General features: G+C 56.4%; 16 protein-coding genes and 1 pseudogene. 12 read left to right on the plus strand and 5 right to left on the minus strand.

The genetic code is table 11. The features are described from left to right. A partial coding sequence (locus tag M6D81_RS23565) for a collagen-like domain-containing protein (protein ID WP_486187838.1) occupies positions 1–1,706 on the minus strand: 1,706 nt, incomplete at its 3' end. Positions 1,707–2,066: 360 nt separating this feature from the next. Here M6D81_RS23565 and M6D81_RS23570 point away from each other — a divergent pair. After that, entirely contained in the window at positions 2,067–2,342 is a 276-nt protein-coding gene (locus M6D81_RS23570) for a transposase (protein WP_262679605.1), read from the plus strand. A 352-nt stretch (positions 2,343–2,694) separates the two neighbouring features. Here the strand turns inward: M6D81_RS23570 and M6D81_RS23575 are convergent, their stop codons facing one another. The 3 genes and pseudogenes from M6D81_RS23575 to M6D81_RS32000 all read right to left on the minus strand — a co-directional run. Further along, the gene (locus M6D81_RS23575; protein WP_410795784.1) at positions 2,695–5,220 is read right to left on the minus strand and encodes a collagen-like domain-containing protein; all 2,526 of its coding nucleotides are present in this window, start codon (positions 5,218–5,220) and stop codon (positions 2,695–2,697) included. Positions 5,221–5,750: 530 nt separating this feature from the next. Further along, positions 5,751–8,129, minus strand: a complete 2,379-nt coding sequence (locus tag M6D81_RS23580; RefSeq protein ID WP_262679606.1) for an exosporium glycoprotein BclB-related protein — start codon at positions 8,127–8,129, stop codon at positions 5,751–5,753. 490 nt (positions 8,130–8,619) lie between these two features. Further along, positions 8,620–9,441, minus strand: a pseudogene (locus M6D81_RS32000) (collagen-like protein); the annotation flags it as partial. 430 nt (positions 9,442–9,871) lie between these two features. On the opposite strand from M6D81_RS32000, the gene M6D81_RS23590 reads away from it, so the two are divergent. The 7 genes from M6D81_RS23590 (at position 9,872) to M6D81_RS23620 (ending at position 18,269) form a co-directional block, all read left to right on the plus strand. Beyond that, positions 9,872–10,681 carry a hypothetical protein gene (locus M6D81_RS23590; RefSeq protein WP_262679608.1) on the plus strand — a complete coding sequence of 270 codons (810 nt, stop codon included), beginning with the start codon at positions 9,872–9,874 and terminating at the stop codon, positions 10,679–10,681. 104 nt (positions 10,682–10,785) lie between these two features. Continuing rightward, positions 10,786–11,637: a helix-turn-helix transcriptional regulator gene (locus tag M6D81_RS23595; protein ID WP_262679609.1), complete on the plus strand. Its 852-nt coding sequence runs from the start codon at positions 10,786–10,788 to the stop codon at positions 11,635–11,637. A 136-nt stretch (positions 11,638–11,773) separates the two neighbouring features. After that, positions 11,774–12,445, plus strand: coding sequence for an SOS response-associated peptidase (locus M6D81_RS23600; RefSeq protein WP_262679610.1), 672 nt, complete (start codon positions 11,774–11,776; stop codon positions 12,443–12,445). Positions 12,446–12,571: 126 nt separating this feature from the next. Next, the gene (locus M6D81_RS23605; RefSeq protein WP_262679611.1) at positions 12,572–12,931 is read left to right on the plus strand and encodes a c-type cytochrome; all 360 of its coding nucleotides are present in this window, start codon (positions 12,572–12,574) and stop codon (positions 12,929–12,931) included. A 299-nt stretch (positions 12,932–13,230) separates the two neighbouring features. Next, complete coding sequence (locus tag M6D81_RS23610; RefSeq protein WP_262679612.1) at positions 13,231–15,111, plus strand: assimilatory sulfite reductase (NADPH) flavoprotein subunit; 1,881 nt, start codon at positions 13,231–13,233, stop codon at positions 15,109–15,111. A 54-nt stretch (positions 15,112–15,165) separates the two neighbouring features. Beyond that, the gene (gene cysI / locus M6D81_RS23615) at positions 15,166–16,929 is read left to right on the plus strand and encodes an assimilatory sulfite reductase (NADPH) hemoprotein subunit (protein WP_262679613.1); all 1,764 of its coding nucleotides are present in this window, start codon (positions 15,166–15,168) and stop codon (positions 16,927–16,929) included. A gap of 575 nt (positions 16,930–17,504) precedes the next feature. Further along, complete coding sequence (locus M6D81_RS23620) at positions 17,505–18,269, plus strand: sugar phosphate isomerase/epimerase family protein (protein ID WP_262679614.1); 765 nt, start codon at positions 17,505–17,507, stop codon at positions 18,267–18,269. 768 nt (positions 18,270–19,037) lie between these two features. Here the strand turns inward: M6D81_RS23620 and M6D81_RS23625 are convergent. Then, positions 19,038–21,194 (minus strand): heavy metal translocating P-type ATPase, encoded by a 2,157-nt coding sequence (locus tag M6D81_RS23625; protein WP_262679615.1) that lies wholly within the window; start codon positions 21,192–21,194, stop codon positions 19,038–19,040. A 207-nt stretch (positions 21,195–21,401) separates the two neighbouring features. On the opposite strand from M6D81_RS23625, the gene M6D81_RS23630 reads away from it, so the two are divergent. Genes M6D81_RS23630 through M6D81_RS23645 form a run of 4 tightly spaced genes read left to right on the plus strand, consistent with a single transcriptional unit; the run spans position 21,402 to position 24,179 of the window. Further along, on the plus strand, positions 21,402–22,076 hold the full coding sequence (locus M6D81_RS23630) for a thioredoxin domain-containing protein (RefSeq protein ID WP_262679616.1): 675 nt from the start codon (positions 21,402–21,404) through the stop codon (positions 22,074–22,076). 12 nt (positions 22,077–22,088) lie between these two features. Beyond that, on the plus strand, positions 22,089–22,502 hold the full coding sequence (locus tag M6D81_RS23635; protein ID WP_262679617.1) for a disulfide oxidoreductase: 414 nt from the start codon (positions 22,089–22,091) through the stop codon (positions 22,500–22,502). Positions 22,503–22,507: 5 nt separating this feature from the next. Continuing rightward, positions 22,508–23,224: a winged helix-turn-helix domain-containing protein gene (locus M6D81_RS23640; protein ID WP_317259163.1), complete on the plus strand. Its 717-nt coding sequence runs from the start codon at positions 22,508–22,510 to the stop codon at positions 23,222–23,224. 1 nt (position 23,225) lies between these two features. After that, positions 23,226–24,179: a sensor histidine kinase gene (locus M6D81_RS23645; protein WP_262679618.1), complete on the plus strand. Its 954-nt coding sequence runs from the start codon at positions 23,226–23,228 to the stop codon at positions 24,177–24,179. The last annotated feature ends 9 nt before the right edge of the window (positions 24,180–24,188 follow it).

Consider the following 24,188-nt stretch of genomic DNA (forward strand, 5'->3'; position numbering starts at 1 on the left):
GGTCCAATGGCACCATCGACTCCTGTTGGTCCAGTCGTTCCTTGAGGTCCGGTAGCGCCGTCCGCGCCAGTTGATCCGGTCGCTCCTTGAGGTCCAGTAGCGCCGTCCACGCCGGTTGGTCCAGTTGGCCCTTGAGGTCCAGTGGCGCCATCCGCGCCAGTTGATCCGGTCGGTCCTTGAGGTCCAGTGACCCCGTCCGCGCCAGTTGATCCCGTCGGCCCTTGAGGTCCGGTGGCGCCGTCAGCGCCCGTTGGTCCAGTCGGCCCTTGAGGTCCGGTAGCGCCATCAGCGCCCGTTGGTCCAGTCGGCCCTTGGGGTCCGGTGGCGCCATCGGCGCCCGTTGGTCCAGTCGGCCCTTGAGGTCCTGTAGGGCCGTCCGCGCCCGTTGTTCCAGTCGGCCCTTGGGGTCCGGTGGCGCCATCAGCGCCAGTTGACCCGGTCGCTCCTTGAGGTCCGGTAGCACCGTCTGCGCCAGTTGGTCCCGTTGGTCCTTGAGGTCCAGTGACCCCGTCCGCTCCGGTTGGTCCAGTTGGCCCTTGAGGTCCGGTAGCGCCATTGGTGCCGGTTGGCCCCGTCGACCCTTGGGGTCCAGTTGCACCATCGACTCCGGTTGGTCCAGTCGGTCCTTGGGGTCCGGTAGTGCCATCGGCGCCAGTTGCTCCAGTTGCACCTTGAGGTCCCGTCGCCCCATCCGTACCAGTTGGCCCTGTCGGCCCTTGAGGTCCCGTTGGTCCTTGAGATCCGGTGACGCCATCGGCGCCCGTTGGTCCAGTCGGTCCTTGGGGTCCAGTGACCCCGTCCACGCCGGTTGGTCCAGTTGGCCCTTGAGGTCCAGTGGCGCCATCCGCGCCAGTAGGTCCAGTGGCTCCTTGAGGTCCAGTAGCGCCGTCCGCGCCAGTTGCTCCAGTCGGCCCTTGAGGTCCAGTGGCGCCATCGATGCCAGTTGCTCCAGTCGGCCCTTGAGGTCCAGTGGCGCCATCGATGCCAGTTGCTCCAGTTGCACCTTGAGGTCCCGTCGCCCCATCCGTACCAGTTGCTCCAGTCGGTCCTTGGGTTCCGGTGGCGCCGTCTGCGCCGGTTGGTCCCGTTGGTCCTTGAGGTCCAGTGACCCCGTCCGCTCCTGTTGCACCTTGCGGACCGGTTGCACCATCAGCGCCGGTTGGTCCAGTCGGCCCTTGGGGTCCGGTGACGCCGTCCGCGCCGGTTGGTCCAGTTGGCCCTTGGGGTCCAGTGACCCCGTCCACGCCGGTTGGTCCAGTTGGCCCTTGGGTTCCGGTAGCGCCGTCGATGCCAGTCGCTCCGGTCGGCCCTTGAGGTCCTGTAGCGCCGTCGATGCCAGTCGCTCCGGTCGCTCCTTGAGGTCCGGCAGCGCCGTCGGCACCAGTAGATCCAGTCGCTCCTTGAGTTCCGGTAGCGCCAACCGCGCCAGTTGCTCCAGTCGGTCCGGTGGCGCCGTCTGCGCCGGTTGGTCCAGTTGGCCCTTGAGGTCCAGTAGCGCCTTTTCGCCCTCGTTTTCCTCTTTTCCCATCTTTTCCGGGTGGTCCTGTTGGTCCGATAGACGAACAGGATTCTGGAAAATATTTTGTATGATTGCAGTTCATTTTCTTTTTTAAAGCTTGTCTTTTTTTCTTTTTTATTTGCAGGGAGTGTTCTTGATCTATAGAAGGGTTGTTTTTGTTTTTGGATTTATCCCAGTGATCACTCAAGAAGCCTTCCTCCCTTAGCCGAAGTTCATTTCAATATTTTATGAATGATGGTCAGCAGTAAGAAGTTTACTTTCGAAAAAAGTATATCTCTCGAGGAGAGTAAAGGGGGAGGAATAAACTAACTTGTACGTCTGTTCACTAGCGTTGGATTAATGCTCTCTGTATCTTCATAACTTTCTGTCATATATAAATTTGAACATAAAAAAATCCTTTGCAATAGATAGGAAAGGTAACAAGATCTGGTTCTAATGGCGCTTGAAAAGCAACACGCCTATCGAACCGCTGGAGGAATACGAAGTCTCTGAGGGCAGTCTGGTTCAGGCCGATTGGCGAGTGCGAATCGGCTCGTAGCAGAAGAAAATGAAGCATGAGCTGCGCATGATCCAGACGCAAGATTCAGCAGGTAATCTGCTCTTCCTGGCGACCAACCGCTTCGACTTAACCTGCGATGAAGTCAGTGAGATGCACCGCAGTTGCTGGGCTATTGAGATCTTCTTCAAGTGGATGAAACAGCACTTGCAGATCAAGCATCTCTGCGGCACAAGAGAACAAGCGGTACCGAACCAAGTCTGGATATCCCCTCATTGCGTTCTGCTTGCTCGCGCTGGTGAAGTTGGAAACGAAGGTCAAGCATAGCTTGTTGCAGCTTACACGCTGGCTAACCGAGTTGTTATGGCAATCGTATGGGAAGTGGCTCCTACAACTCAAGAAAAAGCCGTGCTGGACGTCCAAAGGGCCGACAACGAAAACAAGCCGAAAAATAATGGATATAACGCTAGACTTCTGTTAGAAGATGTAGTTAAAATACTATGTGTAAATAATGCCATTACCAAAAAAATGCTCCAAAAACACACAATTGTGTGAAATTGGAGACATTTATATCAAACTAATTGATAGTCTTCATTAGTACGTTTAAGAAGAGACACGGTTATAGTGGATTAAATAATATTAACTTTGGTTTTAGTGATCGTTTTAGTTGTGTTTGAATTTAAGCAATTTGATGCACTGACCAAACAATTCCTTGACCAGTTGCTCCGCCTAGATCAAGTGCGACTGTTAAACCATTTGCATTGTAAAACATTGCAATAGTATCACCTGCATCAAGATCAACATCGCCAGCTAAAGTTATAGTGCCATTTCCTAGAATTGCTCTTAAAGTGAGAACTAATGCTACATTTACATCAAGAACAGGGAATAAACCAGTAATAAGATCGATAGCACCGGGTGCAATTCGTTCTACTGTAAATGCAGGATCAATGCCAGCACCTAAGGAGATAGTAATTGCTGCAAGCGTTTGGTAGTTAATTGTTGCTGATATAGAGTATCTTCCAGTTGTTGGGACGGTATAAACCCCAGTCACAGCATTAAAGTTTGGACTTCCAAAATAAGGAGCAGTTACAGCCCAGTTAGTTATTTGTTGTGATGCTGCTACTCCTAGTGCTGTTGTAAAACCTGAGAATCCTTCGTCAGCAAAGTTTGGCCCCGTTGGTCCAGTAGGCCCTGTCGGTCCTTGCGGTCCTGTAGCGCCATCGGCGCCTGTCGGTCCTTGCGGTCCTGTAGCGCCATCGGCGCCTGTCGGTCCTTGCGGTCCTGTAGCGCCATCGGCGCCTGTCGGTCCTTGAGGTCCAGTAGCACCGTCCGCACCCGTTGCACCTTGCGGTCCAGTAGCGCCATCCGCGCCGGTCGGCCCTTGCGGTCCAGTAGCACCGTCCGCGCCCGTTGCACCTTGCGGTCCAGTAGCACCGTCCGCGCCCGTTGCACCTTGCGGTCCAGTAGCGCCATCCGCGCCCGTAGCCCCTTGAGGTCCAGTAGGCCCTGTCGGTCCTTGCGGTCCTGTAGCGCCATCGGCGCCTGTCGGTCCTTGCGGTCCGGTGGCACCGTCCACGCCCGTAGCCCCTTGCGGTCCAGTAGCCCCGTCAGCACCAGCAGGCCCCTGCGGTCCAGTTGCACCATCGGCACCCGTTGGTCCCTGCGGTCCGGTCGCGCCGTCCGCGCCCGTTGCACCTTGCGGTCCAGTAGCCCCGTCAGCACCAGCAGGCCCCTGCGGTCCAGTTGCACCATCGGCACCCGTTGGTCCCTGAGGTCCGGTCGCGCCGTCCGCGCCAGCAGGCCCTTGAGGTCCGGTAGTGCCATCAGCGCCCGTTGCACCTTGCGGTCCAGTAGCCCCGTCAGCACCAGCAGGCCCCTGCGGTCCAGTTGCACCATCGGCACCCGTTGGTCCCTGCGGTCCGGTCGCGCCGTCCGCGCCAGTAGGTCCTTGAGGTCCGGTCGCGCCGTCCGCGCCAGCAGGCCCTTGAGGTCCGGTCGCGCCATCCGCGCCAGTCGATCCAGCAGGCCCCTGAGGTCCGGTCGCGCCATCCGCGCCAGCAGGCCCTTGAGGTCCAGTAGCGCCATCCGCACCAGTCGATCCAGCCGGTCCTTGAGGTCCGGTCGCACCATCGGCGCCAGCAGGCCCTTGAGGTCCGGTCGCGCCATCCGCGCCAGCAGGCCCTTGAGGTCCAGTAGCGCCATCCGCACCAGTCGATCCAGTCGGTCCTTGAGGTCCGGTCGCACCATCTGTGCCAGCCGGTCCTTGAGGCCCGGTAGCTCCATCCGCGCCAGCCGGTCCTTGAGGTCCGGTCGCGCCGTCCGCGCCAGCCGGTCCTTGAGGTCCGGTCGCGCCGTCCGCGCCAGCAGGCCCTTGAGGTCCGGTAGCACCATCCGCACCAGTCGATCCAGCAGGCCCCTGAGGTCCGGTCGCACCATCGGCGCCAGCAGGCCCTTGAGGTCCGGTCGCGCCATCCGCGCCAGCAGGTCCTTGAGGTCCGGTCGCGCCGTCCGCGCCAGCAGGCCCTTGAGGTCCAGTAGCGCCATCGGAGCCCGTCGGTCCTTGAGGTCCGGTCGCGCCATCCGCGCCAGCAGGTCCTTGAGGTCCGGTCGCACCATCGGCGCCAGCAGGCCCCTGAGGTCCGGTCGCGCCGTTTGCGCCAGCCGGTCCTTGAGGTCCAGTGGCGCCGTCGGCCCCGGCAGGTCCTTGAGGTCCAGTCGCGCCATCAGCGCCGGCAGGCCCTTGAGGTCCGGTAGCGCCATCGGCCCCGGCAGGTCCTTGAGGTCCAGTAGCGCCGTCGGCCCCGGCAGGCCCTTGAGGTCCGGTAGCGCCGTCGGCCCCGGCAGGTCCTTGAGGTCCAGTGGCGCCGTCGGCCCCGGCAGGCCCTTGAGGTCCTGTAGCGCCGTCGGCCCCGGCAGGCCCTTGAGGTCCTGTAGCGCCGTCGGCCCCGGCAGGTCCTTGAGGTCCAGTGGCGCCGTCGGCCCCGGCAGGTCCTTGAGGTCCTGTAGCGCCGTCTTCCCCCGTAGCACCCGTAGCACCCGTAGGTCCAGTAGGTCCAGTAGGTCCTATTAAGTCATCGGAAAGTTCAATACTTACGATTGCGCTGCCTTCAGTAACTTCAATGTCAAGCGTCTGAGATTCAAAGATTAGGTCGTCACCTAGATAAATTGGAGCAGAGCCAGAATCTCCTACAACATTAAACAACATCCCGCCATCGAATGTTCCAGTCGCACCGGTGGCTCCTGTAGCGCCAGTCGCTCCTGTAGCGCCGCTTCGACCTCTCCGGCCTCTATCTCCGTCTTCACCTTGAGGTCCAGTCGCGCCAGCAGGTCCCGTTGATCCTGTTGGACCTTTACAGTAGCAAATGTCTTTACAGCCGCAAGAATGGTAATATGAATGATTCGGTTTGGAACTGGATGGAGATTTGCGCGGTGTTTTTTTACATGGCTTGTGATGGGGGGATTTCGGCGAGTGGGTAGATTTCTGCTTTTTTGCTGATTTTTTTAGCAGCATTTTCTTTTGTTTCTTTTTACTAGAGTGGTTACCCAGTGGAAGCACCTCCTTATTGAAAACTCATATATACTACGAGAATCTATTTTTTCTTGTATGTGTGTTTGGTAGGTGGCTGAGTATTTCAACAAAAATGTACATCTCCCTATTATGTCTTCATCTAAACAAGCGGAAAGAAGCAGATTAGGCGAGTGACCTAATCTGCTTGGCATTATAGACTTTGGTTGTTAATCAATTGTAATTCCCGCACTGGCGTATCCTTCTATTACATTTATTAGTGAGACGCCTGTTGCTGTGGACGAGAACACCATGAGCAATCGTGTACCCGCCGTCACTGGAATGGAAAGTCCTGACAGTATATTGTCGCTTATAGCGCCTATAGCCAGCACTCCAGTTAAAGGAGGAGCCAGAGATACAGCTGTACCTGCAATCGGGGTGAACGTATTGTCTGGTGTAGTCGAGCTATATAATTGTGCAGTAATTGTGAGGGTCGATCCTACAAGTGCTAAAGCTGCAGTTGTACTGAAGTAAGCGGCTATTGAAGTGATTGTGCCGTCACGAGGAACGGAGAATGCAAAGTTCAGCAGTGTTCCTGCAGCACCAGTAAGGTCAATTGAAGCGCCCAGTACGCCCAGTGTTGGTCCACTCATTCCGAAACCGACTAATCCTGCCGTTCCCGCCAGCCCGCCAGCTATTGTTGTGATTGATACTGGTAGACCGGATGAGAAAGGAATGACTGCTCCAGCTCCTGCCGCTCCGGTAGGTCCTGTCGGTCCCTGAGGTCCGGTAGCACCGTCAGCCCCGGCAGGTCCCTGAGGTCCAGTCGCGCCGTCGGCCCCTGCAGGTCCTTGAGGTCCAGTCGCGCCGTCGGCCCCTGCAGGTCCTTGAGGTCCAGTCGCGCCGTCGGCACCGGCAGGACCTTGAGGTCCAGTCGCGCCGTCCGCCCCGGCAGGCCCTTGAGGTCCGGTAGCACCGTCAGCCCCTGCAGGTCCTTGAGGTCCAGTCGCGCCGTCAACCCCTGCAGGTCCTTGAGGTCCAGTCGCGCCGTCGGCCCCTGCAGGTCCTTGAGGTCCAGTCGCGCCGTCGGCCCCGGCAGGTCCCTGAGGTCCGGTAGCACCGTCGGCCCCGGCAGGTCCTTGAGGTCCGGTAGCACCGTCCGCGCCATCCGCGCCAGCAGGCCCTTGAGGTCCAGTCGCGCCGTCCGCGCCGGCAGGCCCTTGGGGTCCAGTCGCGCCGTCCGCGCCAGCAGGCCCTTGAGGTCCAGTCGCGCCGTCCGCGCCGGCAGGCCCTTGGGGTCCAGTCGCGCCGTCCGCGCCAGCAGGCCCTTGAGGTCCAGTCGCGCCGTCCGCGCCGGCAGGTCCTTGAGGTCCGGTAGCTCCGTCGGCCCCGGCAGGTCCTTGAGGTCCGGTAGCACCGTCAGCCCCGGCAGGCCCTTGAGGTCCGGTAGCACCGTCAGCCCCTGCAGGTCCTTGAGGTCCGGTAGCACCGTCGGCCCCGGCAGGTCCTTGAGGTCCGGTAGCACCGTCAGCCCCGGCAGGCCCTTGAGGTCCAGTGGCTCCGTCCGTGCCGGCAGGCCCTTGAGGTCCAGTGGCCCCGTCGGCCCCGGCAGGTCCCTGAGGTCCAGTGGCGCCGTCGGCCCCGGCAGGTCCTTGAGCGCCGGTAGCACCATCCGCGCCAGCAGGTCCTTGAGGTCCAGTGGCCCCATCAGCCCCGGCAGGTCCTTGAGGTCCAGTGGCGCCGTCGGCCCCGGCAGGTCCCTGAGGTCCAGTGGCTCCGTCCGCGCCGGCAGGCCCTTGAGGTCCAGTCGGTCCTTGAGGTCCGGTCGGCCCGGGAGGTCCTCCGGAAGGTCCAGTCGGTCCTTGAGGTCCAGTCGCGCCATCCGCGCCAGCGGGTCCCTGAGGTCCAGTCGCGCCATCCGCACCAGCAGGTCCCTGAGGTCCAGTGGCCCCGTCGGCCCCAGCAGGTCCCTGAGCGCCGGTAGCGCCGTCCGCACCAGCAGGTCCCTGAGGTCCAGTGGCCCCGTCGGTCCCAGCAGGTCCCTGAGCGCCGGTAGCGCCGTCCGCGCCAGCAGGTCCCTGAGGTCCAGTAGCGCCGTCTATGCCGGCAGGCCCTTGAGGTCCGGCAGGTCCTTGAGCGCCGGTAGCGCCGTCCGCGCCAGCAGGTCCCTGAGGTCCAGTAGCGCCGTCTATGCCGGCAGGCCCTTGAGGTCCGGCAGGTCCTTGAGCGCCGGTCGAACCGTCTGCGCCAGCAGGCCCTTGAGGTCCAACAGGTCCTGCTGCCCCTGTAGCTCCAGTCGGCCCTTCTTCCCCTTCATGACCTCGTTTTCCCCGTTTTCCCCGTTTTCCTTGTTTTCCCTGTGGTCCAGTTGCTCCTGTAGCCCCGGTAGGTCCGGTCGGGCCAATACAAGCCGGAGGACACAAGGGCTTTCTGCATCTGCATGGACCATGACATCCGCAGCGCCGCCGGTGAATTACCTTAATCTTACGTGTCCGTGCTGTATTTTTTTTGGTGCGAACGTGAGCCCGCTTGACGACACAGGCCCTTCTCTTCGACGATTTTTTGTACAGTATGCGAACGATCCGTTTCTTCCTCTTGTTATTTCCCAATATGGAACACCTCCTTATTCGTGCTGCTTTATTATACGAGCGCAAAATGAGAAGGGACTGTGCGAATGAAGGGTGTCAACTGTCATTCATGGAACAAACACTGTACGAATGCTCATACTCCTAATCTGTTCACTATAAGAGAACTGCTGTTCACCAACGATCCGTCGATGGCAGGGGACAGGGTGGTGGTCGTCATACCGTTATTAATTACTGCGAAGGTATCTCCGGCATTGAATCTTCTAATCGTGAAACCTGAAGAGGACTGCGGTCCTGCATCCGTATTGATCGTGCCGGCAGTAGAGCCGGCAATGAGCGGTCCGCTGTTCAATCGAATGCCGAAGTTAGCGCTCTGTCCGCCGCCTGTAATGACCACATAAGAGATGGAGTAAACTCCGGCTTGCTGAATTGTAATTACGCCGTTTGCATTGGTGAATGAAGCAACCGGCTCCATAAAATCGTTAATGAAGGGTATCGGCTGGAGAGAGGCAAGCGAGCTGTCTCCCGTATGGCTGAAATGCGCAGCAACCGCTGCTGGAGGCGAACCGGTGGCACCAGTCGCACCAGTTGCGCCAGTCGGCCCCATTGGTCCTGTCGGTCCAGGAGAGCCAGTCTCGCCAGTCTCGCCAATTACACCCTGAGGTCCCTGCGCGCCTTGCGGTCCCTGCGGCCCTTGCAGACCCGGGGGCCCCTGCATCCCGGCTTCGCCTTGCGCGCCTTGCGGACCTACAGGTCCTTGAGGGCCTTCAGGTCCTTGCGTGCCAGTCTCGCCAGTCGCTCCAGTCGGGCCTGTCGTTCCTTGCGGTCCTCTGGCGCCTTGCGGCCCTTGCGGACCCTGGGAGCCTTGCGGTCCCGCTGGACCTTGCGGTCCGGCGGGGCCTATATCTCCCTGAGGTCCGGATTCTCCCTGAATCCCTTGAGGTCCAGCCGGTCCAACCGGTCCCTGTGCGCCTGCTGGTCCTTGAGGACCTTCCGGCCCCTGTACGCCTTGCGGTCCCTGTGGTCCTATTTGTCCCGGCGGTCCGGGAGGGCCGGGGAGGCCGGGAAAGCCTTGAGGCCCTTGCGGTCCCTGCGGCCCGGCAGGGCCAGGAGGGCCTCCGGAAGGACCGGTCACCCCAGTTACTCCAGTCGCACCAGGGGCTCCGGTTGCACCAGTTGCACCAGTTGAGCCAGTTGCACCGGTTGAACCAGTTGCACCGGTCGCGCCAGTGGATCCAGGCTCGCCTCTCCGGCCTCTCTTGCCGCGATCGCCGCGCTTTCCACGCTCGCCAGTTGCACCTGTAACTCCCTCGGGACCGGCCGGGCCAACTGGACCGAGGATATCCTCTGTAAATGAATCGAATGATCGGTTGCGAGATGATTCGACGATAATGCGCTCTTTTTTGGCAGGGGACCGTTTCCGACGGGATGACGCAGGTTTGAATGCTTTGATGGAAACAGGGCGGCTGCGAATTGTGCGGCCATGCTTCCGACGACGGTTGGACTTAACCAAACTAGGCACCTCCTCCATAATTTCTATATCATACGGGCGAATGTTCCGTCCTGACTGGGTGCGGCAGGGGTTATTGGGTGGGCAAAGCCCCATTTTATACAAAATGGGCGATGGTTCCGTGTTGACACTTGAAATGAGAATGGTTATCATTAATGAGTAGTTGAGAATCATTTTCACATATCCCTAACCTGATCGAACGACGAGAGAGGCTTGTTGGAGGAATTCATTTATATAGAAAGAAAGGTGACTTGTCATGCGAACGGAGACGAAAAAGCCTTGGAATTGGCTCTTGTTTCCATTCTCTTCAGTGAAAGCCGGCGACAGCGGCTTATTCGCCGCATCCTACGGATACGGAGTATACGAGATGGATAGCAATGCCAACTGGGGCAAGCTGAATGAAGGCATGCCGGACGGAACGAATATCTATCGGCTTCAGTTGCAGCACGACCACTTGCATGCGTGCAGCAGTAAAGGTTTATTTCAATGGAAAGACAATCGTTGGGAAGAAGCCGGTATTACATTGCCGTGCCATCAATACCGAAGAATCGGGGGGAGCAGCTATGCATCGACCAGCGACGGATTGTGGATGAAGACGGGCAGCAATTGGAATCTTCTCGCATGTGCGGGCAAGTGCATCTACGACTTCATCAATCTGCCTCAATATGTCATTGTGGCGCATAACACCGGAGTATCGATTTACGACCGGTTCATGGACGAGTGGAGCGAGTTCGAATTGAACAGAGCCGTTACAAGCTTAACGGTGTTCAGAGGTCATCTGATTGGGGCAAGTGATCGGGGAGAACTGTTGGTTGGCGACAAGAGAGGGAAGTTTCAACGGATTGCATATGGAGGAATGCACATTTTCTCCGTCGTTGCCATAGACAAGGACATTTATGTCTGCACAGATCGCGGGTTGTACCGTCTAGCCTATGTGGTGAATCATTTGACACTGCTATCTATAAAGCTTGGCTTTCCTGTCACCGACGTTGACATTATGGACGGTCAGCTTTATATGGCCACATTGTTTCAAGGCATTCAGAGAATGGAACTCTCATCTCTGTAAGCCTTCAATATTTCCAATAGACAAAGAATGGGCAATCAAGTAACATGTCTTTAACTGATTGATAGCAACCCTGTGTGGAGGCTATATATCGAGGAGAGATCAGCTTGTCAGACGAATTATTGCTCACATTTCGTTCACCGCCATTGCCATTCTTTGTCGAGTCTAACAGAATCACCTACAAGCCGGGGGAAGAGCATCCGAACCGGACCAATCTCGGCGTATTCGATCTGCTATTCGTGAATGAGGGAACGCTGTATGTAGCGGAAGATAACCACCGATGGGCGCTGGAGCCGGGAGACGTGCTTATTCTAAGGCCGGACCGCTGGCATTATGCGTATCAGCCCTGCACGGAGGAGACCGTGTTCGATTGGCTTCACTTCCAGACGGTAGGCGCTTGGGAAGAGACGGAGAATCAACAGCAAGGCACGCTGCGGGGGGACTATTACACCTATGCGATCCGCCTCCCCAAGCGCATGAGGCTAACTTATCCCGATGAGGCGAAGCAGATCTTCTCACAGCTGCATGAAGCGGCGAAGAACTGCTCGCATGGCGCCTTCTGGGATCGTCAGCAACGATTTCTGCACTTGTTGCAAATGCTGGATGAAGGATGGCGATCGGATGCGGCGAAAGCTTCCGTATCGGTAGCGGAACGTGCTGCCGCTTACTTGAAGCTGAATTACCGCAGCGTTATTACCAATTCCATGCTTAGCGACGTGCTGGAGCTTCATATTAATTACATTACCCGCTGCATGACGGAAGTATTCGGCTGCACGCCGCAGCAATACCTGCTCTATTATCGATTGGATCAGGCGAAGTTGCTGCTGATCAAGACCGATTGGAATATCGCGCGCATTGCGGAAGAGACGGGATTTCGTCAGACGCCCCATTTCTCCAGGCTGTTCGCGTCGCATACCGGCATGCCGCCTCTGAAGTTCCGCAAGCGGTTTACAACGTAATCTTCGGTTCGAATTTGTAATCGTTCCTCCGGTTCATCCGATCGACTTAAGCTTTTTCACTTTTTCGTGCATATTTTTTCGCCAACTAACAAAAACTGGATTCAATTGCGCAAGCTAATGCAAAGGAGCGACAGCGATGATTGAACGGTTTTCGTTAACGGCGGAGATTGGACAGATTATGGAAAAGTTCGATGTACGAAAAGTGATGGACGGTTATGCCAACCGGTATAATATAGCGCCGACGCAAAGCTTGTCGATCGTCATGAACGACCGGCACAATGTGCGGGTGGTCGCAGAATCCAGATGGGGCCTCTTCCCGTTCTGGGCGAAGGATTCTGTCAATGCGGATCATGAGAGGCTGGGGGAGAAGCCATTCCTTCACCGGATGCTGAAGCGGCAGCGCTGCATCGTGCCTTGCAGCGGTTTCTATGGTCAGAAGCAATTCGGCCAGGAGCGGGACCCCCGGGCAATGCATACGATCGTGAAAGGCAGACCGCTGTTCGGCGTAGCCGGCATCTATGACTGCTGGCGCAACGCCAGCGGCCAGGAGGTGAGAGCCTTCACTATGCTTACTGCAGCGGCTTCCGGAGCCATGTCGACTTGGCAGTCCCGGGTACCGATCGTGCTGGACGAAGAAGGCGTAGAGGCATGGCTTGATTCTGCAGTGACGGAGGTAACCGTGCTGCGAAGACATTTGGAAGGGCTGGACGGACATCTGATGCGTTCCTATCCTGTGACGAATCAAGTGCGCAACGATCAATATGAATCTCCCGATTGCATTCGCGAGATAGCGATCGATTACGCATAATCGATCGCATGTAACAAGAGCTCTATAATCGCAGGGAGCTCTTTTGGATTGTCAGGCTGCATAGGGTGACAGCGCCCCGGGAAAGGTATAAAGGAGTGCTTTTCTACCAAGGAAGGAGGTGCAGGAATGAAAGTGTCCAAAGTGGTCTGGGCCATTGCCATACTCTCGCTCTTGCTTGCAATCGCTGCCTGCGGAGGCAACAATAAGGCAAATAACGGCGCGGGAACCAATACCGGAGAACAGAACGGCGCCGCCGTGGATGCGGCCGAAGCGGAAGCGGTCTACAAGCAAAATTGCGTTGGCTGCCATGCGGTCGATTTGGCCGGCAAAGCGGGGCCGAACTTGCAGAAGGTCGGCGCAAAGCTGACGACCGAGCAAATTCATACCCGAATCAGCAACGGCGGTGGCGGTATGCCTGCTTACAAGGATCAGCTAAGCAAGGATGAGATCGATGCGCTGACCAATTGGCTGGCTGCCAAAAAATAAAGGATGACGGGCTGCTCTTTCTATTGAGAAGGGGCAGTTTTTTTACATTATTAGAATTTATAAGTTCCGGGGTCCCCGCAAAGTAATTGGGTAAGCTTCGAAGAGAAGCCCCACTTTGTGGGGTTATTTTATGCGCTTATAAGCGAATTGCCGGTTACCGTTCAATTATCCTTATAGACAAAAAATGACTATATTTATTGACCATGGAAGGGTACTGTGGTAGTTTTATTAACAGTAACTTAAATCAGGGTGGAAAACTAGGAATTGAACTGATTGCTCATAGGATGGGGTGGAGACGGATGCGACTTGAAGTGACGAACAGTCCGTTTACGGAAAAGCAGGCAGAGCTGATTAACCAGCTGCTGCCTACATTGACGGAGACGCAAATTTATTGGCTTAATGGTTATTTGAGCTTCTATCGGGGAAGGGCGGCGCAGGCGGAATCACTGGCGGAGGGCGCTTCGCAGCAGGCGGCCGCAGTAGCGATTGAGCCAGCGGTAAGTGACGCTGTACAGCAGCAACTGCCTGCCGAGGCAACAGTGTTATTCGGCTCGCAGACGGGCAATTCCCAACGGCTTGCTGGCAAGCTGGCGGATAAGCTGAAGGAACTGGGCATTGCGGTTACGTTGTCGGCGATGAACGCTTATAAGACGAATGGCTTGAAGAAGGCGACGCATCTTTTTATTGTGGCCAGTACGCACGGGGAAGGCGATCCGCCGGATAATGCGCTTACCTTCCACGAATTCCTGTACAGCAAGCGGGCGCCTAAGCTGACCGAGCTGCAATATGCGGTATTGTCGTTGGGAGACAGCTCGTATGAGTTCTTCTGCAAGACGGGACAGGACTTCGATCAGCGTCTTGAGGAATTGGGAGCGAAGCGGCTGACCGATCGCGTCGATTGCGACCTTGACTTCGAGGAGCCTGCCGCGGACTGGATGACGAATGTCGTGAATGCGCTTCAAGGAGACGGAGCAGCTGCACAGCAGACAGAGGGAAGCGCGGCTCCGTTAGCGAATGTCAGTGGCGCTACTTCCCCTGTAGATCAGGAGACGACATATTCCCGTACCACGCCTTTCCAGGCCGAAGTGTTGACGAATCTGAATCTGAATGGCCGCGGCTCGGACCGGGAGACGAGACATCTGGAGTTGTCGCTTGAGGACTCCGGACTAACGTATGAGCCGGGCGATTGCGTGGGTATCTATCCGCAGAATAGTCCCGAGCTGGTGACAGCGATTCTGAACAAGATGAACTGGAATGCGTACGATCCCGTTGTCGTAGGCAAGGCGGGAGAGGAAGTCGACTTGTACGATGCTCTGCTGAAGCATGTGGAGATCACGGTATTGACCAAGCCGCTGCTTGAGAAGGCTCAGACATACTCCGAATGTGGCGATCTGGCCCAGTTGCTGCAGGCTGAGAACAAGAATGAGCTGAGAAGCTATGTGAAAGGGCGGGACGTGCTGGACCTGCTGACGGACTTCGCTCCTTGGCGACTGACGGCAGCAGAATTCGTTGCGTTGCTCCGGAAGCTGCCGCCGCGTCTCTACTCCATCGCATGCAGCAATCGGGCCAATCCGGACGAGGTGCATGTGACGATCCGCAAGGTGCAATACGATGCGCACGGCCGCAAGCGGGACGGCGTATGCTCCGTTCATGTGTCAGAGCGTCTCGAGGAAGGAGAGACGCTTCCGATCTTCATCCAGCATAATCCGGGCTTCAAGCTTCCGACCAATCCGGATACTCCGATTATTATGGTCGGGCCGGGTACGGGGGTGGCGCCATTCCGGGCGTTCCTGGAGGAGAGAGAAGAGCTGGGAGCGGAAGGGAAGAGCTGGCTGTTCTACGGTGATCGCCGCTTTGTCACCGACTTCCTGTACCAGACGGATTGGCAGCGGATGCTTAAGGATGGCGTGTTGACGAAGCTGGAAGTCGCCTTCTCGCGGGATACAGAGGAGAAGGTGTATGTGCAGCATCGGATGCTGGAGCATGCTGTGGAGCTGTACGGCTGGCTCCAGGAAGGCGCCCATATCTATGTATGCGGCGACGAGAAGCATATGGCTCATGATGTGCATGATGCGCTACTGACCATTGTCCAAGAGCAGGGCGGAAGAAGCCGGGAAGAAGCCGCAGAGTATGTGAACGAACTCATTGCGCACAATCGTTATCAGCGAGACGTGTATTGAATACAATTGAGCGGATAGCCGCAGGCGGAAGTCAAGGAGAGGGGCTGGACGATAATGGCGAAGGACAGAAAGGTTGAACCGGTGGGCGGACCGCCGAGCGATGTGGAAATATTGAAGCTGGAGAGCAATTACTTGCGGGGATCGCTTGTAGAGACGCTGGCCAACCGGATTACAGGCGGCATGTCGGAGCTGGACAATCGGCTGATGAAGTTCCACGGCAGCTATATGCAGGATGACAGGGACGTTCGCAATGAGCGTCAGAAGCAGAAGCTGGAGCCCGCATATCAATTCATGCTGCGCGTGGTCACGCCGGGCGGCGTGGCGACTCCGGAGCAATGGCTGGAGATCGACAAGCTTGCCCAGAAGTATGGGAACGGCAGCATCAAGCTGACGACTAGACAGGCGTTCCAGCTGCATGGCGTGCTGAAATGGAATTTGAAAGAAACGATCAAGACGATTAACGATGCCATGCTCACGACACTGGCGGCGTGCGGGGACGTCAGCCGGAATGTGATGTGCAATCCCAATCCCCATCAGTCCGATATACATGGCGAAGTATTCCAATGGTCGCAGCAGCTGACGAAGCATCTTGCGCCTCGTACGCCCGCCTATCACGAGATATGGCTGGACGGCGAGAAGGTGAATATGAATGAATTCCTTGCTTCGGAGGATAAGGAGACTGCCGTCACGGATACTTCCGCTACGGAGGTGGAACCGATCTATGGGAGAGTCTATCTGCCGCGCAAGTTCAAGATTGGCATCGCTGTGCCGCCATCCAATGATGTGGATGTGTTCTCCCAGGATGTTGGATTTATCGCAATTGTGGAGAAGGGAAAGCTGATCGGCTTCAATGTAGCTGTCGGAGGCGGCATGGGGATGACGCACGGCGATACCGCGACATACCCTCAGCTTGCAAGAGTGATTGGCTTCTGCGAGCCTGACCGTATTCTGGACGTGGCAGAGAAGGCCGTCACCATTCAGCGCGATTACGGCAATCGCTCCGTACGGAAGTATGCCCGGTTCAAATATACGATCGACCGCCATGGGCTGGATTGGTTCGTAGAAGAACTGCATGAGCGTCTGGGGTGGAAGCTGGAAGAGGCCCGTCCGTATCACTTCGACAACACGGGAGACCGTTATGGCTGGGTGAAAGGGAAGAACGGCAAGTGGCATTTCACCATGTACGTCTCCAGCGGGCGCATCGTCGATCAGGACAATCGGCTGTTGATGACAGGGCTGCGGGAAATCGCGAAGTTGCATACGGGCGATTTCCGCTTGACGGCCAATCAGAATCTGATGATAGCCGGCGTAAGCAGCAAGAAGAAGGCGAAGATCGAAGAGCTGCTGGAGCAATACGGCATCTCTGAAGGAAGCCATCATTCGGCCCTTCGCCGCAGCTCCTTGTCCTGCGTCGCTCTGCCGACATGCGGTCTTGCGATGGCGGAGGCGGAGCGTTACTTGCCGGATCTCATCGGCAAGCTGGAGCCGGTGCTGGAGGAGGCGGGCTTGCGCGATGAAGAGATCAACATCCGCATGACAGGCTGCCCGAACGGCTGCGCGCGGCCTGCGCTTGGCGAGATTGCGTTCATCGGCAAGTCGCCGGGCAAGTACAATATGTATATGGGAGCCGGCTTCTCCGGGAATCGGCTGAGCAAGCTGTACCGCGAGAACATCGGCGAGGAAGACATTATAGATACGCTGTCTCCGATTATTAAGCACTATGCGTCAGAGCGGGAGCAAGGCGAGCATTTCGGCGATTTTGTTATTCGAGCGGGCTATGTTAAAGCCGTGGAATCCGGGCTGGATTTCCACAGCTGATTAGGACAAGGACAAAGATCGAGATACGCAAGTGTTCCTGGCGGCGGCCGGGGATGCTTGCGTATTTTTTTATTGCAAACATAGAGAATACTCCTGGCTCTAAGCTGCCTTTCAATTTTCGACAATATAGCAATAAGAAAATTCGATTAATAAACAACGGCGGGCTGTAGGCGAAGTAGCCTCGGTTGGGAGTAGGAAAGTGTGTGAATGGCGGGCTGCAGGCGATGTAACCTCGGTTGGAGGTAGAAAAGTGTGCGAATGGTGAGCTGTAGGCGATGTGACCTCGGTTGGAGGTAGCAAAGTGTGCGAATGGTTGGCTGCAAGCGATGTAGCCTCGGTTGGAGGTAGCAAAGTGTGCGAATAGTTGGCTGCAAGCGATGTGACCTCGGTTGGAGGTAGAAAAGTGTACGAATGATGAGCTGCAGGCGATGTGACCCTGGTCGGAGAATATCGCAATACGAGTTAAACAAAGAAACATATTTGCAAACGACAGACAAGTTGCCTACAGCGTCATTTGCTATACTTGGGAGGTTAAATGCTATCTACTAATTATGTGAGAAGCGAGGCGGGAAACGATGGAAAAATCGACGATCGGCGCTCAATTGTACACGCTTAGAGATTATTGCAAGGATGAAGAGGGGTTGAAGCGAACGCTTCATAAAGTAAGGGAAATCGGATACGAGACGGTACAGGTATCGGGAATTGGCCCCATTGCACCCGAGGTGGTGAAGCGTGCCGCAGATGATGCGGGAGTCAGCATATGCGCTACCCATGTCAGCTTCGATGAGATTCGGGACAGCTTCGAGGCAACAGTGGAAAAGCATAAGCTGTGGGGGTGCAGCTACGTAGGTATAGGCGGCATACCGGTGCCATATCGCGAAGGGGAAGAGGGTTATGTCAGGTTCGCGCACGAGGCAAGCGAGCAGGCAAGGAAGCTGAAGGAGCAAGGCTTGCAGTTTATTTATCACAATCATGCATTTGAATATCAAAAGTATGCGGGGAGAACGGCGATGGATATTCTCCGTGAAGAGAGCGATCCCGGCGCCTTCGGGTTTGAGCTGGACACGTATTGGGTGCAGGCGGGCGGCGCCAATCCCGTTGAAGCAATCTATGGGGTGAAAGGGCGCATGGGCGTCATTCATCTGAAGGATATGGCCATTGTCGATAATAAGCAGGTGTTCGCTGAGATTGGTGAAGGGAACATGAATTTCCGTGAGATTCTGAAGGCTTGCCGCGAGACGGGAGTGGAGTGGTATGTCGTCGAGCAGGACGTATGTCCCGGCGATCCGTTCGAAAGTCTGGCCATCAGCTATCGTTATCTCAGCGGACTGGCGGAATAGGGTGAATAGTCGGCGCGGGCATAGCTCGCGCCGGCTTCTTCTAGCTCAGATTAGCGAGAAGCGAGAGAACCGGTAGAACCGAGTGCCTTTGTAGGTCATGGTTGTTTTCGTATAAAAGTGGCGTGAAGCACCCGGGTAGCAGGAGTTTTGTATGATTTTTCGTATAAAAGTGGCGTGAAGCGCCCAGGTAGCAGGAGTTTTGTATGATTTTTCGTATAAAAAGTGGCGAGAAGCACCCGGGTAGCAGGAGTTTTGTATGATTTTTCGTATAAAAGTGGCGAGAAGCACCCGGGTAGCAGGAGTTTTGTATGATTTTTCGTATAAAAGTGGCGAGAAGCACCCGGGTAGCAGGAGTTTTGTATGATTTTTCGTATAAAAGTGGCGTGAAGCACCCCGGTAGCAGGAGTTTTGTATGATTTTTCGTATAAAAGTGGCGTGAAGCACCCAGGTAGCAGGAGTTTTGTATGATTTTTCGTATAAAAGTGGCGTGAAGCACCGGGTAGCAGGAGTTTTGTATGATTTTTCGTATAAAAGTGGCGTGAAGCACCCGGGTAGTAGGAGTTTTGTATGATTTTTCGTATAAAAGTGGCGTGAAGCGCTCGGTGAGCATGAGATTTATACGATTAATCGTACAAACGTTGCCTCTTTGACTCGCGGGGAGGACGCTTTGTACGATATTTCGTTTTGGGCAGGAGGGTTCATACAATGCAAGACATGAAGGCGACCGACTCCGGTCGCCTTCATGTCGCTAATGATACACCGCATTAGTTATTTACTAGTTGAAGGAATCGGCGAGTTCGCGCGCGCCGCTGCTAAGTCCTCCTCCTTGCGCGGCAGGAGCAGCGTCAAGCTGACGAGCGTGACGAATACTGTCGCGCCCATATCCGACAGGATGGCGATCCATAACGTCAGCCAGCCGGGAATCGTCAGCAGGAGCGCGAAAATCTTCAAGCCCAGAGCGACGAAGATATTAAAGCGGATGATCCGGTTCACGCTGCGCGCCGTTCGGATGGCGCTTGGCAGCTTGCCCAGATGATCCTGCATTAGCACGATATCTGCAGTCTCGATCGCGCTGTCCGTGCCCTTGCCCATGGCGATTCCAAGCTGGGCGGACGCCAGCGCGGGCGCGTCGTTAATGCCGTCGCCGACCATGCCCACTTGGCCGTCTGCGGTCAGCTCCTTCACGCGGCGCACTTTATCCTCCGGAAGCAGTCCGCCTTCGAATGCGGATACGCCGACAGCGGCTGCCACCTTCTCGGCCGTTCGGGGGTGGTCGCCCGTCAGCATGACGGTACGCTTAATGCCCAGAGCGTGCAGAGCGGACATGACGGCTGCGCTCTCTTCCCTTATTTCATCCTGTATGCCGAATAAGCCAAGCACCTTATGCTCATCGGCTCCAATGACAATCGTGAGACCGTCCGCCTTCATCTCGTCGATCCGCGACTGCACATGGGCGGGTACGGCAAGATGAGCGATGCAAGACTCATTGCCGAGCCAGTAGCGCTGCCCGTCGATCAGGGCTTCCAGTCCTTTCCCTGTTACTGTCTGCAGCGAATCCGTCTTCTTCACAGCTGTGCCTCGGCTCAGCACTTCCTTCATAATCGCCTTCGCCAGAGGGTGGGAGGAGCCGTGCTCCATCGCTCCCGCCGCGGTCAAGAAGCGCTCTTCGTCATAGATTTCGAGCTGTGCGACATGCGGCTCGCCCTTGGTCAGCGTGCCGGTCTTGTCGAAGGCCAGCGTGTCGAGCTTGCCGAGCTGCTCCAGATAGACGCCGCCCTTCACCAGTATGCCGCCACGCGCATTGCGCGAGATGCCGGATACAATGGCGATCGGCGAGGCCAGTATAAGCGCGCAGGGGCAGCCGACGATGAGCACCGCCAGCCCTTGATACAGCCACGTCTGCCACTCCTGCTGCAACAGCAGGGGAGGCAGCACCGTAACTAGGGCGGAGATAACCATGATAACAGGGGTGTAGTATTGCGCGAAGCGGTTGATGAACAGCTCCGTCGGCGTCTTCGTCTCCTGCGCTTCGCGCACGAGATGGAGGATACGCGCCAGGGAGGAATCCTTGTAGGCCTTGTCGATCTCAATGTGCAGCAGTCCCTCGTTATTCACGCTCCCTCCGTAGACAGAGGAGCCCTCCTCCTTGTCGACGGGCATCGATTCGCCGGTAATCGCCGCTTCGTTCACGGAGCTCCTTCCCTCGATAATGGTGCCGTCGGACGGGATCTTGGTTCCGGGCTTGATGACGACGATATCTCCCGCCCGCAGCGTCTCGATGGGTACCACGACTTCCTGTCCCTTCACCAGGCGGACCGCTTCCTTCGGCGCGACTTGCAGCAGGGCTTCCATAGAACGGCGAGCCTTCTCCATGCCCTGCCCCTCCAGCCATTCGTTCAAGCCGAACAGGATGGCGACCAGCGTCGCTTCCTTCCATTCTCCTATCGCGACAGCCCCGATCAGCGCAACCGTCATGAGCGTATCCATCGTAAATTTCCATTTGAAAATATTGCGAAGCCCCTTCATGAACGTTACATAGCCGCTGAGCGCCATAGGGATGAGGTAGAGCGTCAGCCCGGCCCAAGGAGCCAATTCGTCGCTCCATAGAAGAGCTGCCGCATAAAGCGCGGCGGAGAAGGCAACGATAGCGAACATTCGCCTATGTCTTCCACCGTCTGCCGTACTGGGTGTCTCGTGTCCGGATTCGCCGGATTCGCCGCTCATGTCGAGCGAGGCGCCTTCTTCTTTCAATATCTTCTCCACCTCAGGCATCGAGACGGTTGAATGGACGGACAATATGCCGCTGTTGTAACTAAGTCGAGCGTCTTCTCCGCCTGGAAGCTTCTTAATTTCCTGCTCCATCTTCCCTGCGCAGTGCCCGCACGTCAATCCTTGCACGCGATATTCCTTCACGTCGGCGCTCATGGTGACAGTCACTCCTTACCAACATATGAATATTTGTTCATATAATATGTTTTTTATCGCAGGATGTCAAACCCAATTTTGATGGGGGGCTTCAATTAATCGTGAATTTTGAACAAATTGTGCGATTTCCCCCAAGGCGGCTATGGAGCAATGAGTCGTCATATGTTACGATTTGTACAGATACTAACTTTATTGAAGAGGTGGATCATGAACAAGAAGAAGAAAGGATCGCGCTCCTTCGTTGTCTATACAGCGATAGTAGTCGCATTAATCGTCGCATTATTCGCAGTGAACCAGCTTCAGGAGAAGAAGGAGAATACCGACAAGAAGATGGGCGAAGCGCCGTCCATCGAAGGCCAGCCGGTGATGGGAGACGAGAATGCGGCTGTGACGGTCGTGGAATTCGGAGACTTCAAGTGCCCGACATGCAAAGCTTGGGGCGAATCTCTGTGGCCGGAGCTGAAGAAGGAGTTCGTTGATACGGGCAAAGTGAAATTCTCGCATGTGAACGTGCTGTTCCACGGGGAAGAGTCACGCATGGCTTCGCTTGCCAGCGAGACGATCCTGCAGCTGCATCCGGACCAGTACTGGACGTTCCACAAGGCGCTGTACGACGCACAGCCGCAGAATCATGACGATACATGGGTATCCGAGGATAGCATGCTGGAGATTGCGAAGGCGGCCATACCGGAGCTGGACGAGCAGAAATTCCTCGACACAATCAAGGCGGATGCGACGGCGGACGCTGTCAATCAGGACATTTCGCTTGTGAATAAATTCAATGTGCAGTTGACGCCAACGATTATGGTGAACGATAAGATGATTGCCAATCCGCTTGACTACGCGGCCATCCAGGCGGCTATCGAGTCAGAGCTCAAGTAGGGGAGCGAACGAATGAGAAGGAACGCATTGAATCTGGCTTGGCTGGTGGCGGTAGTCGCCACGCTTGGCAGCTTGTATTTCAGTGAGGTCAGAGGGTTTATTCCATGCGAGATGTGCTGGTATCAGCGCATTCTGATGTACCCGCTCAGCATCATATTGGGCATTGCCGCCTTCCACGGCGAGCACTCCATTCGCAAGTATGCGCTGCCGTTGTCTATACTGGGCATTTTCGTCTCCACCTTTCATTATATGGAGCAGAAAATACCGGGTTTTGCCGCCATTAAGCCATGTGCGCAAGGCGTTCCTTGCGATGTCGCCTATATTAACTGGCTGGGATTCATTACTATACCGTTCCTGGCGCTGATCGGCTTTATTGTGATAACGGTGCTGCTGCTGATGGCCAGACCGACGGAGCAGGGGGAATAACGGCCATGCGGGGGAACATACTGCTGATCGAGGATGATGCCTCGATCAGCGAGATGGTGTCCGATTACTTGCAGAAGGAAGGCTATCATATTACGCTGGCGGAGAGCGGGACGGCTGCGCTGGAGCGATTCCGCGAAGGCGCGTACGATCTGGTGCTGCTGGATCTGATGCTTCCCGGCATAAGCGGGCTGGAGCTGCTTCAGCAGTTCCGCAGCACCAGCCGCGTGCCGATCCTCATTCTGTCCGCCAAGGATGGCGAGGTGGACAAGGCGCTTGGGCTGCGATTCGGCGCCGACGATTACATTGCCAAGCCGTTCTCCCTGCTGGAGCTCGCCGCACGTGTGGAGGCGTCGATTCGCAGGGCGACCCAATATGCGGCCGATGCGACGGCGGTCCGAGAGAGCGAAGGCGGAGAGACGGAAGCGCTCGTAGTAGGCGAGCTTCATGTCGATCCGCCTAATTTCTCCGTGAAGAAGCGGGGCGAGGAGCTGAAGCTGACGGCGAAGGAATTCAACATTCTGAAGCTGTTCGTGCAGCATCCGACGCGCGTCTATACGAAAGCGATGCTCTATGAGCTGGTATGGGGAGATTCCTACTACGGCGATGAGAATGTCATTAACGTGCATATGAGACGGCTGCGCGAGAAGATTGAGGATGATCCGTCCAATCCCCGTTATATCAAGACACTGTGGGGCATTGGCTATAAATTGGGGGAACAGTAGTATGACTTGGCTATGGATTGGCCCAAGTGTTGTACTGCTGTTTCTTTATGGGCGGGAATGGCTGCGCAACCGCCGGCTAAGCCGAAGCGTCACTTATATGACAGGGAAGCTTGACGAGATTGCGAAGAGGGGGGACGGCTCCGGGGAAAGGCTTCGACTGATTGCATCCGACAAGGAGCTGAGAGAGCTGCTGCGGGCGGTCAACGAGCTCCAGGAGAGAGCGAGGCGGTCGCAATCGGACTACAGGAAGACCGAGCAAGCGATGCGCAAAATGCTGGCGAACGTATCCCACGACCTGAAGACGCCGCTAACCGTCGTCATGGGGTATGCGGAGATGCTGCATCAGCAGGCGAATCTGACGGATGAGGAGCGCAGCCGCTTGCTTGGCAAGGTGCATGAGAAGACGTTGGAAGTGCTGACGCTGATGGAGCAGTTCTTCGATCTCGCCAAGCTGGAAGCGGAGGACAGCGTACTGGAGCTGAAGCGTCTGGAGGTGTCCGAGCTGTGCCGGCGCAGCATACTGGCTTATTACGAGCTGTTGACGTCGCGCGGCTTCACCGTCGATGTCGGCATTCCGGATGAGGCGGCCTATGTATACGGCAATGAAGAAGCGCTGCTTCGCATTCTGGACAATCTTATCTCCAATGCCGTTCGATACGGTGCGGACGGCAGCTATATCGGGCTGCTCGTCAAGCTGACGGGCGAAGAGGTGCGTATCGAGGTGACGGATCGCGGCAGAGGCATTCAGGAGTCCGATCTGGACCGGGTGTTCGAGCGGTTGTATACGCTGGACGATTCGCGCAACCGCAATTTCCAGGGGAGCGGGCTGGGGCTGACCATTACGAAGCGGCTGGCGGAGCGGATGAAGGGATGCATCGAGCTGGCCAGCGAGCCGGGGGTACAGACCACCTTCACCGTCGTTATTCCCCGGATGAAGGGGCTGCTTAAGAAATAAGTAAGATTC

This window comes from Paenibacillus sp. J5C2022 (assembly GCF_025567625.1).
GTDB lineage: Bacteria > Bacillota > Bacilli > Paenibacillales > Paenibacillaceae > Pristimantibacillus.

Bases quoted from the DNA above. Each gene is read 5' to 3' on its own strand.
- M6D81_RS23570 (WP_262679605.1), top strand. From the start codon at position 2,067: ATGAAGCATGAGCTGCGCATGATCCAGACGCAAGATTCAGCAGGTAAT.
- M6D81_RS23575 (WP_410795784.1), bottom strand. From the start codon at position 5,220: ATGTTGTTTAATGTTGTAGGAGATTCTGGCTCTGCTCCAATTTATCTA.
- M6D81_RS23590 (WP_262679608.1), top strand. From the start codon at position 9,872: ATGCGAACGGAGACGAAAAAGCCTTGGAATTGGCTCTTGTTTCCATTC.
- M6D81_RS23600 (WP_262679610.1), top strand. From the start codon at position 11,774: ATGATTGAACGGTTTTCGTTAACGGCGGAGATTGGACAGATTATGGAA.
- M6D81_RS23605 (WP_262679611.1), top strand. From the start codon at position 12,572: ATGAAAGTGTCCAAAGTGGTCTGGGCCATTGCCATACTCTCGCTCTTG.
- M6D81_RS23610 (WP_262679612.1), top strand. From the start codon at position 13,231: ATGCGACTTGAAGTGACGAACAGTCCGTTTACGGAAAAGCAGGCAGAG.
- cysI (WP_262679613.1), top strand. From the start codon at position 15,166: ATGGCGAAGGACAGAAAGGTTGAACCGGTGGGCGGACCGCCGAGCGAT.
- M6D81_RS23620 (WP_262679614.1), top strand. From the start codon at position 17,505: ATGGAAAAATCGACGATCGGCGCTCAATTGTACACGCTTAGAGATTAT.
- M6D81_RS23625 (WP_262679615.1), bottom strand. From the start codon at position 21,194: ATGAGCGCCGACGTGAAGGAATATCGCGTGCAAGGATTGACGTGCGGG.
- M6D81_RS23630 (WP_262679616.1), top strand. From the start codon at position 21,402: ATGAACAAGAAGAAGAAAGGATCGCGCTCCTTCGTTGTCTATACAGCG.
- M6D81_RS23635 (WP_262679617.1), top strand. From the start codon at position 22,089: ATGAGAAGGAACGCATTGAATCTGGCTTGGCTGGTGGCGGTAGTCGCC.
- M6D81_RS23640 (WP_317259163.1), top strand. From the start codon at position 22,508: ATGCGGGGGAACATACTGCTGATCGAGGATGATGCCTCGATCAGCGAG.
- M6D81_RS23645 (WP_262679618.1), top strand. From the start codon at position 23,226: ATGACTTGGCTATGGATTGGCCCAAGTGTTGTACTGCTGTTTCTTTAT.